Source organism: Alloalcanivorax balearicus MACL04 (assembly GCF_025532145.1).
GTDB classification, from domain to species: Bacteria; Pseudomonadota; Gammaproteobacteria; order Pseudomonadales; family Alcanivoracaceae; genus Alloalcanivorax; species Alloalcanivorax balearicus.
The window spans coordinates 105,087-117,017 of record NZ_ARXS01000013.1 but is presented as its reverse complement, the minus strand read 5'-3'; the positions used below and the strand labels follow the sequence as shown (position 1 = coordinate 117,017).

Sequence of the window (11,931 nt, the reverse complement as noted above, 5' to 3'; positions counted from 1 at the left end):
TTCCCGCTAAAGCGCGATGAACCTTTTTTATGACCGCCTCCCTTCTGTTCGAAGCCGCTGTGGGAGCGGGCCTGCCCGCGAATGGCCGTTACTCCGAGCCTCCGGGAAGCTCGCGATAGCTCAAAAAACAACCATCCCCGGGCGCTGCCGTCCTAGGCGTTCCTGGCCAGGTTCGTTATCCTTCACTTTCCCTTACTGAGTGGCTTCAACATGGGTCATCGCACACCGCTTTATGACGAACACGTCGCCGCTGGCGGCAAAATGGTGGATTTCGGCGGCTGGGACATGCCCATCCACTACGGCTCCCAGATCGAGGAGCACCACGCCGTGCGTCAGGACGCCGGCATGTTCGACGTCTCCCACATGACCGTGGTGGATGTCTCCGGCACCGGCGTCCGCGATTACCTGCGCCGCCTGCTCGCCAACGACGTCGACAGCATCGAGACCGGCCGCGCCCTGTACTCCGGCATGCTCAACGAAGGCGGCGGCGTGATCGATGATCTGATCGTCTACAAGGGCGACAAGGATTACCGGCTGGTGGTAAATTGCGCCACCCGCGACACCGACCTGGAATGGATGGAACAGCAGGCCGGCGGCTTCGCCGTGGACATCCGCGAGCGCCCGGAACTGGCCATGATCGCCGTGCAGGGCCCCCAGGCCCGCGCCAAACTGGCCGCCCTGCTGGAAGACGATCGCCGCGACGCGGTGGAGAATCTGCCCGCGTTCGCCTTCGCCGATTGCGGCGAGTGGACCATCGCCCGCACCGGTTATACCGGCGAAGACGGCGTGGAGATCATCCTGCCCGGCCACCATGCGGTGGCGCTGTGGAAGCAACTGGCGGACGCCGGCGTGCGCCCGGCCGGCCTCGGCGCCCGGGACACCCTGCGTCTGGAAGCGGGCATGAACCTCTACGGCAACGACATGGACGGCACGGTTTCGCCGCTGGAAGCCGCCATGGGCTGGACCGTGAAGTTCAACGAAGGCCGTGATTTCATCGGCCGGGACGCACTGGAGCGCCAGAAGGAAAAAGGCCACCACCGGCTGGTGGGCCTGGTGCTGGAAGGCAAGGGCGTGCTGCGCGCCCACCAGAAAGTCATCACCGGGGACGGCGAAGGAGCGGAGTTCGAGGGTGAAATCACCAGCGGTACTTTTTCACCGACCCTGGGCAAATCCATTGCCCTGGCCCGGGTGCCCGCCGGCACCAAAGGCCAGGTGCGGGTGGAAATCCGCAAGAAGCACCTGCCCGCGCAGGTGGTACGGCCGCCGTTCGTGCGCAACGGCAAAACGGTTTATAAATCGATCGACTGACCGATCTGTGAAATAGGGGAACATCAATGAGCGAGATTCCTGCCGAGTTGCGCTATCGCACCAGCCACGAATGGGTACGCGTGGAAGACGACGTGGCCGTGGTGGGCATCACCGACCACGCCCAGGACGCCATGGGCGACCTGGTCTACGTGGAACTGCCGGAAGTGGGCCAGGTACTGGCCACCGGCGAAGAAGCCGGCGTGGTGGAATCGGTGAAAGCCGCCTCCGACATCTACGCCCCGGTGTCCGGTGAAGTCGTGGCCATCAACGACGCCCTGGAAGACGAGCCCGAACTGGTCAACCAGGAAGCCTTCGGCAATGGCTGGCTGTTCAAGATCAAAATGGCCGACCCCGGCGAGCTCAAGGAAATGCTCACCGCCGACCAATACCAGGAACAACTCGACAGCGAGTAACCCTGGTCCGTAGGAGCTTGCCTGCAAGCGAATGTGCGCCTGCAGGCAAGCGCCTACGTGTAACAACCCCCGCAAACACCCACCCGGTAACGCCCAATGCCCTACATCCCCCATACCCCGGACGATGTCTCCGCCATGCTCGACGCCATCGGCGCCGAACGCATCGAGGACCTGTTCGATGAAATTCCCGCCCACCTGAAAGCCGGCAGCAGCCTCGACGCCCTGCCCGAAGGCCGCGGCGAGATGGAAGTGACCCGGCTGATGGCCGAGCGCGCCGAACAGGACCGCTACGCCTTGAGCTTCCTCGGCGGCGGTGCCTACCAGCACCACATTCCGGCGGCGGTATGGGAGATCGCCACCCGTGGGGAGTTCTACACCGCCTACACCCCGTACCAGGCGGAAGCCAGCCAGGGCACCCTGCAGGTGATCTACGAATACCAGACCCTGATTGCCCGGCTCACCGGCATGGACGTGGCCAACGCCTCCGTCTACGACGGCGCCTCCGGCCTTGCCGAAGCGGTGCTCATGGCCCTGCGCGCCAACCGCAAATCCAAGAGCAACCGGGTGCTGGTGCCGGAAGCCCTGAACCCGCGCTACCGCAGCGCCTGCGACGCCATCGTCCGTAACCAGGACGTGGCCCTGGACACCGTGCCGTTCTGCACCGACTGTGGCCAGACCCTGGCGGACAGCCTGAACCAATACGAAGGCCAGGACTACGCCGCCCTGGTGATCAGCCAGCCCAACTACTTCGGCAGCCTGGAAGACGTGGACGCCCTCGCCGACTGGGCCCACGCCAACGGCATGCTGGTGATCGCCGTGGTCAACCCGACCTCCCTGGCGCTGCTCACGCCGCCGGGCGAGTGGGGGGCTGAAGGCGCGGATATCGTCGTTGGTGAAGGCCAGCCCCTGGGCATCCCGCTCAGCTCCGGCGGCCCGTACTTCGGCTTCATGGCCTGCAAACAGAAACACGTGCGGCAAATGCCCGGCCGCATCATCGGCCGCACCGTGGACCTGGAAGGCAAGCAGGGCTTCACCCTCACCCTGCAAGCCCGCGAGCAGCACATCCGCCGCTCCAAGGCCACCAGTAACATCTGCACCAACCAGGGCCTGGCGATGACTGCCGCCACCATCTACATGTCCCTGATCGGCCCGGACGGCCTGGCCAGCGTCGCCGGCCACTGCCACGCCAACACCCAGAAACTGGCGGACAAACTCACCGCCATCGACGGCGTCGAACGCGCCTTCACCGCGCCCACCTTCCACGAAGTGGTGCTGACCCTGCCCCAGGACGCCGACACCGTGCTCGCCCGTCTCGCGGAGAAAGACATCCTCGGTGGCCTCAGCCTGGCCAAGGACTACGGTATGTCGAACGCTGTACTTGTGAACGCCACCGAGATCCACACCGAAGGCGACCTCGACCTGTTCGCCACCGCCCTCAAAGACGTGCTGGCCTGAAGGGAGACATGACATGAACGAAACCAAATTGATCTTCCAACATTCCCGGCCCGGTCGCGGTGCCAACGCCCAAGCGCCCAAGCCGGTGAGTGAAGACCAACTCTCGGCGATCCCGGCCAGCCTGCGCCGCCAACATAAACCCGGCCTGCCGGAAGTCAGCGAACTGGACGTGGTGCGCCACTACACCAACCTCTCCAGCAAGAACTTCGCCATCGACAAGCAGTTCTACCCGCTGGGCTCCTGCACCATGAAGTACAACCCGCGCGGCGCCAACCGCGCCGCCATGCTGCCCGGCTTCCTGGCCCGCCATCCGCTGGCCCCGGCCAGCCACAGCCAAGGCTATATGGCCTGCCTGTACGACCTGCAGAACTTCCTCAAGGAAGTCACCGGCATGAAGGGCGTCTCCCTCGCCCCCATGGCCGGCGCCCAGGGTGAATTCGCCGGCGTCGCCATGATCCGCGCCTACCACGACGCCCGTAACGACGACGGCCGCACCGAGATCCTGATCCCGGAAGCCGCCCACGGCACCAATCCGGCCACCGCCGTCATGTGCGGCTACAAAGTCCGTGAAGTGCCGGTCGGTAAGGGCGGCGACGTGGACCTGGAAGCACTAAAAGAAGCCTGCGGCCCGCAAACCGCCGGCCTGATGATGACCAACCCGTCCACCTGCGGCGTGTTCGAACGGCAAATCGAAGCCATCGCCAAAACCGTCCACGACGCCGGCGGCCTGCTCTACTACGACGGCGCCAACCTCAACGCCATCCTCGGCAAGGTGCGCCCCGGCGACATGGGCTTCGACGTCATCCACATGAACCTGCACAAAACCTTCGCCACCCCTCACGGCGGCGGCGGTCCCGGCGCCGGCCCGGTGGGCGTCTCCCAACGCCTGCTGCCGTACCTGCCCACCCCCATGGCGGGGCTGGACGAAGAGAGCGGCGAATACAGTTGGATCGACACCGACACCCTGCCCACCAGCATCGGCCATCTGAGCGCCTTCATGGGCAACGCCGGCGTCCTCCTGCGCGCCTACTTCTACGCCATGGTGCTCGGCCGCGAAGGCATGATCCGCGTCGGCGAATACTCCACCCTCGCCGCCAACTACCTGCTCAAGCGTCTCCAACAGGTCGGCTACACCGCCGCCTACCCGGAACGCCGCGCCAGCCACGAGTTCATCCTCACCCTGGCCAAGGAAGCCAAGGAACTCAACGTCACCGCCATGGACGTGGCCAAGCGCCTGCTCGACTACAACCAGCACGCCCCCACCACCTACTTCCCCCTGCTGGTGCCGGAGTGCCTGCTCATCGAGCCCACCGAAACCGAAAGCAAGGAAGCCATGGACGACTTCATCGCCGCCATGGAAGCGATCCTCCACGAAGCCAAAACCGACCCGGACATGGTCAAGGAAGCGCCGTTTACGCAACCGGTCCGCCGCCTCGACGACGTTAAAGCCGCCCGGGAACTCGACCTCACCTGGAGCGAGTAGGCCCGCAATAGAGCCCCTCCCCCTGTGGGAGCGGGCTCGCCCGCGAATTCTTTTCCTCCATCGGCCACCCCCACCCCCTTTCAAACGCTGCCTCACTCCATACCGAACCCAATCTGTCCCCTTTTGTCCTCTTGCGACATAAACATACTTCTGCACTCCTAAATCTTGACTTGCCAACTCCATCACGTTTTTATTTCTTGAAACCGCGCCCAGGAAAGGCGCACTTGGGGAAATAACATCAAAGAAAAGAAGGAGCCTGCTATGTCCACGACAGGAGAAAAACCTGGGAAGGGCGTATATACCTGTAATCATTGTGGCGAGACGGTTTATCTCGATGATGACTCCGATACTTTGCCGCCATGCCCCCGTTGCCATCGAACGGAATATTCGCCGTAGATTGATCAAATCCGAAGTACTTGAGTTGTCGAGTCTTGCTACATGGCAGGAAACCGTGGGTGAGCGGGCTAAGCTGTGTTCTTTGACCATTCGGATGTTGGGTTTTAGGCGAAAAGGTGAATGTAAGGCGGGATTCGGTAGGTGAATGGAATCAAGTAGAGAAAAGTGCATTTCTTCCGGGGCTGGCTAAATGCTTAATGAGCTAATCAACTTCGAACCTCCGGCGCTGGGCGGATTACGCAGCGCTTAGCTCCTTTCTAGTCGCCGGTTGTCGAGAAGTTGGCGTCCAACAAAGGGAACAACCATGAAATTAATCGCAGGAATTATCGGTGGCCTTATATTGGCCGTATTGGGGGCAATACTCGTAACCATGACCTTTGCTGCGTCTCCTGAAAAAGGAGGTGGTTGGGGAGCAACTGCGTTCTTCGTATTTTGGATCATCGGTATTGCCGTGGCCTTGGGTGCCAAAAGTCCAGCCAAAGCATGGCGACGACTTCTTCTGAGTTCTGCCGTCCTCTCATTCTTGGCGCCCATATCTGCCATCATTTACACAGGTAGTTTTATGGCTACCCAGATTGATACCGCAAGCGAGTACGCGGGTGCACAGGCGGCCGGCGTAGCAGTTGGTGGCGGCCTGATTTCGGGCTTTATGGGTTTTGTCGGTTTCTTTCTTGGAGTGGTGTTTTTGATTATTGGTCTTCTCGTTGGTCGCGACAAACAAGTCGTTTACATCGAAAGGCAACCACAGGCGGAAGGCGAGCGCTAACAAGGCGAATCCAGCCGGCCGCTCAATCGCTGCACGGTTTCACGCCGGCTGATTATGAATGGGGGTGGTTATGAGTAATTGGTACTTCGATAAGAATGGTGAGTACTGGAGAGATATAGGTAAAGATTGTATATGTTTCGAGGGGTTTATCAAAGATGAGAGGTATGTCTTTGCTGTATCCTGCATAGCGTTGAATGACTATTACGAAACGCCTGACACTCCTGATGACGCCTTGAAAAACTATGAGGAAAATTCAAACCATGTTGAGACAATAGCAGAAAGGTATGCTGACGAGTTCGAGGCGAATGAAGAGTCTCCTCACTATTTTATCGATAGCAATGACTTTAATCGACTTGCCTGAGTTCGTAATCAGTCTAAATGGCGGACGCTTGGTGCAACGTTGTTTTCAACGTTAAATCAAAAGATGCGGGGGCAGATCTTGCCTTTCGCTCAGCCAGGTCTAGCTTCATAGCGAAGGAGACACGCAAGACCTGATCCCGTTGACTCGTAGCAGAACCCCAAGGCTGTTATCCATGCTTAACAAACTTGCCAAGCTGGCTTTGGTCTCCACCGCGCTGGCACCTATCTGCCTGACACTGTGGTTTGTTGAGATCAACAGCGCCTGGCAGCACGATGCGTCGTGGCCAGAGAATCTGGCCAACCATTGGCTCGTGGGCAGCAGCTATCTATTGGCTGCGCTGGTATTGAGCGCATTGTGTTTTGGTCTGGTATGGCTTTCGGCCTCTCGCCACGGGCTGGAGCGCTTGCCGGTAAAGATTAAATCGGTAAAAACCGTGGATAAGGAAATTGTCGGTTTTTTGCTGGTCTACCTGATGCCGCTAATCAACCAGAGTCAGAACACCATCAGCGTACCGGTGTTGATGTTCGTGGCTGTCGTGTTCTTTTTTATCGTTTACAACTCCCACGCTTACCACTTCAACCCATTGCTGGGTTTTTTCCGTTATCACTTTTTTGAAGTAACTATTGAAGGCGATATCACTTACGTGTTGATTACCCGACAGAATATCACTGACTGCAAGTCCGTATCGCAGGTGGTGCAATTAACCGAATACATGATCCTGGATACCAAGCATGCCCAATAATAACGCCCAATCCAACCTGTTCACCCTCGTTGATGACGACGACACGCCCATCCGTCGCATACCTCTGACAGCGGCACTAAATGCCGAACTGGCGCAATTGCTTGCCGGGCAGCAGGCGGCGCTGCTGGGTGATAAACAGCCTATTCCCTTCACCGGTAGCTACAACGTTGATGAGGGCGAAATATTCACCATTGACGACTACCCACTACCGTCCACCATCGGACAGGCCATCGGTAATCCATTGACTTGCCAGGTATTGGATCTCAACACTGAAACACACCGCATCAAGGCGCTATTCGGTGGTACCTGGGCAGCCGCAAAAAAAAACGTGAACTTTCAGGTGTTCGATGCCGGTAAGTTGCTCAAGCAAGGCTTTACCTTGATCGGCAGTGGTGACACCTACAAAAAATTGGAAGAGCCGGGTCTGATGCTACAAGACAAACTCACTGCCCACTTCCATAACGGCACCCTGTATTTTGGCTCTTACCACAACACCAAGCGCTTTTTGGATTTGGCCGACTACTATCGAGAGGCCACCGACACCGACCTCGACGACTTTGTCGCTACTGATCTCTTTGCATTTGAAGATGAAGCTGGATTTAAGGAGCAGGCTGACTCCATCATCCGAAAGAAAATTGCACTTTTGCAGAAAAACAAAGTTCTGGAAGATATCACTGTCATCGATATTGAAACGGTAGCCAAAAACTTTAACGCGGAACTGCCAGAGGAGCATCATATCAGCATTACCGTCAACGATGATGGCAAAATGGTCATTCCGGAGGATAAGAAACAATTGAAAGAACTCATCCGCTTTCTGGATGAAGACTACGTTACTGCACCATTGACCAAACGCAAATGCCTGACCAACTCCAAGAAGTATCTGTAGCAAGGGGGCATGGGGTCAGGTCTTGCGTTTTGCCTTCTCGGCAAACCAGGTCTGGATAAGCAAACCGCAAGACCTGACCCCAAGGCCTCACGTAAATCCTGAGGAAGGGATATGAACAAAATTGGTCTTTTCGTGGTGTTGAGTTTTTGGGCGTCGATGGTAGTGGCAAACTCAACTGAGAATCACGCTACACAAAGTCTTGAAATGTGGGAGCCGAAAGAGGTTCGAGTAGATGGCGAGTCTCTCATCATAATCTCCAAGGAGCGACGAATTACGGATCAGATTTATCGAGCAATGATCGTCAGCGGTCTATGCATGGGAACCATTCCCCGTCCAAGCAGCCTCGATGGAATTTCTGAAGTTAGAGTTCTAAACCAGTTTGGCCGCCAGGGATATGTATTTAAAGGTGGTAAGGGAGAATGTGACGAGATCAATAATATGCCTGCTAACAAAACAGAGATGTATGTTCTTGGTCGAACGCACATGCATACGAATCAGTAATATTGCCTAACAAGGCGCATCAATCCGCGACGGCTACAAATAAAGAATATAATAACTAGGAAGATTGAAACCCATATGAAAGATCAAGATGATGCAACTTTTTTATCTCTATCTTCAGAGTACTTGGAGGCTGCAATTGCTCTGCACGAAACGCCACCAATGCGAGTCAATTATTCAGCTATTACATTCTTTTTGTTAGGGCACGCAGCGGAATTAATTTTGAAGGGGTTTCTGTATATGTCGGGTTCTGGCATGGCTGATTTAAAGAAATGCGGTCATGATCTAGCTGCCTTGGTAGATAAAGCAAGGCTGGCTGGATTGCCGACAGATGTAGAGCTGAGCAATGTTAAGGCGCTTTCTTTAACCTATGCCTCTAAAGGTCTTGAGTACAGAAAGAATCTGGCGGCTGAGTACCCGTGCAGGGACGTACTTTTGCATGAAGTTAAGGCTCTTTCGAATTACGTTCTTTCAAGAGTATGGCCTGTTACATAACAATGCGCTGCAGGGGGCGGCCAACACTATGCACCTTTGTGCTGGTCGCTGCTCTCCCATTTTCGCACAAAGTGCATAGCATTGTCCGCCCTTGAGCGCGGCGTTAGATTTTTATGGATCATCCAGAAATTACAAAGCTATACAAATATCGTGCTTTCAACGAATTCTCGTTGCGAATGCTTGCAGATAAAGAAATGTGGCTGTCCAAACCAGAACATTTCAATGATCCGTTTGATTGCTCACTCATGCCTGGAAGTAGTAAAACCACTGATGATCAGACTCATCAGCTGTGCGAAATAATTAGGGAGCTATACGAGTCAGAGGAAGCTGAAAAGCAAATCAGTGAAATAATACAGAGAAGTACCTCGAAACCTGTGCAGGAAGTTGAAGATGTTTCTATTACAAAGCATATGGATGATGCTCGAAATTCTGGAGTCTTCTCTTTAAGCGAGAAAAACGACAGCATATTTATGTGGGCTCATTATGCAGACAATCATACGGGGTTCTGCATTGAATTTGAGAGAAGAAAGGCAAAGAATAATTTTCTAAGTCACTTCATGTGCAGAAAGGTTGAGTACACTAGAGAATATCCAAATCTACATCGGATCATCGATCTGATGGATGTTAATCTTTTTACTAAAGCCAAAGGGTGGGAGTATGAAGCCGAATGGAGATTGGTAACAAAAATAGGAAACATCGCTCTCCCTTTGCCAGCACCAATCACTGCCATATATTTTGGGCTAAGGGCTGATGACGAAAGCATCAAAACTGTTAAAGGTCTACTTAAAGATGAGAGTATCCAACTCTATCTTGCGAAACGTAAGCAAGGCGAGTTCGCAATTGAATTTGAAGAAATCTAACAATCGCAGGCATCGGGACAAAATTTCCGCTGCGGTCCCATTTTCCCCGTGCTACGGGCATTATGCAATAAATTAATGAGTGACAATGCTAAATTCTTTTCATCTATCATTTGTGGTTGAGGAACTGTGGGGTCAGGTCTTGCCTTTTGCCATTTCTGAAAATCAGATCTAGATGAACAAAACGCAAGACCTGACCCCGTTGTCGTTAACGTAATGCACCTGAAAGCTGTCATTCCCGGATATCGTTAGCAGTCTTTCAAGCATACATAGGGGATCCTTTTAATTACCCAATCTCACTCATTCCTGACACCTAATCATGGCAAGGAGTAGGATGAGATTATGCCTTTTCCCCCTTTTGGGCTAAAGTCGGTTGAATCTCGGAACTTGATGCTACTCAGCCAGCGCAGGAGTTAGGAAATAAAAGGACAGGGAATGCACAAGGACGAAATAGACCGCCTACGCGCAATTGAGTGGAAGGATCTACTGTCCCTCAATCGTCTGGAAATCTTGAACGAGCTGAGCATTTCCCTTCCGTGGCTGGTCGGTTCCTGGGTGGCTGCCTGGTATGAGCAGTATCTGATTGCGCTCATCTGTTCGTTCATGTTTTTTCTCACCGGCCTGCGGCAGGTCCACAATGCCTACCACTATGCCCTTGGCATTTCGCGCCGCTTGACGGAATGGGTCATGTTTGCTCTGAGCATCCTTATGCTTGGTTCCATGCACGCGATTCAGATTAATCATCTTCGCCACCATCGCTATTGCATGGAGGAGGAAGATATTGAGGCGATGAGTGCGCGGTTGCCCGGGTGGAAAGCGGTCCTTATAGGTCCGCTTTTTCCGTTGCGTCTGCATCTGAAGGCCATCGAAGTAGGCAGTCGGCGCCAGCGAGGCTGGATACTCGCGGAGCTGGTGGTAAATGTGGTCTGCTGATTGGGGTCAGGTCTTGCCATTTGCCTTTGTGAGCCGGCCCCTCCTAAGGGGCAAAAGGCAAGACTTGACCCTCTGGCTTGAATGACGTTTGTCCCCGGCAGCATTTCAGGCCAAGGTAGCCAACACCATAAAAAATATGACATATTCCGATGAATCGAATTCCGGTGTTGGGAGATATACGACAGGCGGATAACCGTCACTTGTCGTAAAAATCGCGAGCGAAAAACCGAACAGCAAGGTGAAAGGTCTTGCGAATCAGGCTCTTTGCCGTAAACCCTGGCAAGAGTGGTGCGGGGATATACGTCATCGGGATACACGACAAATGTCGGTGAATACGCTGTTAGCTTTCTGTTTACGGAGTACCAATACCTATGAAGAAATTCCTCCTCTTAGCATCGATGCTTTCAATTTGCCTGAGTATTGCCGCTTGCTCGGACGGGGGCGGCAAGTCCGACCAGCCCTCTACACAAGCACCAGTCAGTCCAACCGCCATCATGTCGGAAGATGTTCGTCTAAATGCCGAGGTTACAAGGACTGATAATGGTCGGCTTCTGGTTTCTGGGAAAACGAATCTTCCTGACAAAACAAGTCTACTTGTCACCTTGTCCAATGAGGCTGTTGGATACACCGCGCAAGACAAAGCGACCGTAATAGACGGTCGCTTTTCAGCCGGTCCATTTAGCCAACAGTCCAGAGGACTCGAGGCTGGCCAATACACGGCCGAGATTGTCATGCCTATACCGCGAGTCCAGCCTACCGAGGTTCAGTCCGTGATCGGCGATGTAGGGCAACACTTGACTGGGGAGCTCGTCCAAGATTCGTCAGTGGGTGAGAAGGTAGTCAAGCATTCGGTTTCTTACACGCTGGGTTCTGAGGGATCTATTCAGCAGGCTCAATCCGACCATGCGAGTCTGGTGTCTGAGGTCAGAGAAGAGATTGAGCATCTTCTTATGGCTGGCCTTGGGATGGAGCAGTATCGAAACACAGATGATCTTTCGGCTCTGAAGGTATGTGGTGAGAAAATGAGGGTCAACCAAGAACGGGCAAAAAAAGTTCGGGAAAGGGCGGATACACTGCCCATAAGCCAAATTTCTTTGAAAGTAGCATCAGTTGATGTTCATCCCTGTGTGTCTTGTTCAGGAACGGCCCTTGAGGCTTGTGAGCGAGTTAAAGAAGCCCTCGATGGGGAGCTATAAAGCTAACACTTTGGGGTCAGGTCTTGCGTTTTGCCTTCTCGGCAAACCAGGTCTGGATAAGCAAAACGCAAGACCTGACCCCAAAGCCTGGAAAAAAGATTTCTCAGGAATGTGGCATCGCTTAAAGCCGCAAAAGCACAAG

The 11,931-nt window shown here is 54.6% G+C and carries 14 protein-coding genes; all 14 read left to right on the top strand.

The window, feature by feature from the left end:
- The first annotated feature begins 210 nt into the window (after positions 1-210).
- Positions 211-1,308, top strand: coding sequence for a glycine cleavage system aminomethyltransferase GcvT (gcvT, locus tag MA04_RS12690; RefSeq protein ID WP_262460801.1), 1,098 nt, complete (start codon positions 211-213; stop codon positions 1,306-1,308).
- A 26-nt stretch (positions 1,309-1,334) separates the two neighbouring features.
- Complete coding sequence (gcvH, locus tag MA04_RS12685) at positions 1,335-1,721, top strand: glycine cleavage system protein GcvH (RefSeq protein ID WP_133492816.1); 387 nt, start codon at positions 1,335-1,337, stop codon at positions 1,719-1,721.
- 96 nt (positions 1,722-1,817) lie between these two features.
- On the top strand, positions 1,818-3,176 hold the full coding sequence (gcvPA, locus tag MA04_RS12680; protein ID WP_262460799.1) for an aminomethyl-transferring glycine dehydrogenase subunit GcvPA: 1,359 nt from the start codon (positions 1,818-1,820) through the stop codon (positions 3,174-3,176).
- A 13-nt stretch (positions 3,177-3,189) separates the two neighbouring features.
- Entirely contained in the window at positions 3,190-4,659 is a 1,470-nt protein-coding gene (gcvPB, locus tag MA04_RS12675; protein WP_262460797.1) for an aminomethyl-transferring glycine dehydrogenase subunit GcvPB, read from the top strand.
- A gap of 237 nt (positions 4,660-4,896) precedes the next feature.
- Positions 4,897-5,055, top strand: a complete 159-nt coding sequence (locus MA04_RS21800) for a zinc ribbon-containing protein (protein ID WP_262460807.1) — start codon at positions 4,897-4,899, stop codon at positions 5,053-5,055.
- 304 nt (positions 5,056-5,359) lie between these two features.
- Entirely contained in the window at positions 5,360-5,821 is a 462-nt protein-coding gene (locus MA04_RS12665; RefSeq protein ID WP_262460796.1) for a hypothetical protein, read from the top strand.
- A gap of 70 nt (positions 5,822-5,891) precedes the next feature.
- Entirely contained in the window at positions 5,892-6,182 is a 291-nt protein-coding gene (locus tag MA04_RS12660) for a hypothetical protein (RefSeq protein WP_262460794.1), read from the top strand.
- Positions 6,183-6,354: 172 nt separating this feature from the next.
- Positions 6,355-6,924 (top strand): hypothetical protein, encoded by a 570-nt coding sequence (locus tag MA04_RS12655; RefSeq protein WP_262460793.1) that lies wholly within the window; start codon positions 6,355-6,357, stop codon positions 6,922-6,924.
- The gene (locus tag MA04_RS12650) at positions 6,914-7,810 is read left to right on the top strand and encodes a DUF4868 domain-containing protein (RefSeq protein WP_262460791.1); all 897 of its coding nucleotides are present in this window, start codon (positions 6,914-6,916) and stop codon (positions 7,808-7,810) included. Before MA04_RS12655 ends, MA04_RS12650 begins: the two co-directional genes overlap by 11 nt.
- A gap of 111 nt (positions 7,811-7,921) precedes the next feature.
- Positions 7,922-8,311, top strand: a complete 390-nt coding sequence (locus tag MA04_RS12645; protein ID WP_262460789.1) for a hypothetical protein — start codon at positions 7,922-7,924, stop codon at positions 8,309-8,311.
- Positions 8,312-8,386: 75 nt separating this feature from the next.
- A complete protein-coding gene (locus tag MA04_RS12640) occupies positions 8,387-8,803 on the top strand; it encodes a hypothetical protein (protein ID WP_262460788.1) in 417 nt (138 codons plus the stop codon).
- Positions 8,804-8,916: 113 nt separating this feature from the next.
- Positions 8,917-9,663: a DUF2971 domain-containing protein gene (locus MA04_RS12635; RefSeq protein WP_262460786.1), complete on the top strand. Its 747-nt coding sequence runs from the start codon at positions 8,917-8,919 to the stop codon at positions 9,661-9,663.
- 432 nt (positions 9,664-10,095) lie between these two features.
- Positions 10,096-10,593 (top strand): fatty acid desaturase, encoded by a 498-nt coding sequence (locus MA04_RS12630; protein WP_262460785.1) that lies wholly within the window; start codon positions 10,096-10,098, stop codon positions 10,591-10,593.
- 371 nt (positions 10,594-10,964) lie between these two features.
- Entirely contained in the window at positions 10,965-11,789 is an 825-nt protein-coding gene (locus MA04_RS12625; RefSeq protein WP_262460783.1) for a hypothetical protein, read from the top strand.
- Positions 11,790-11,931: the final 142 nt, after the last annotated feature.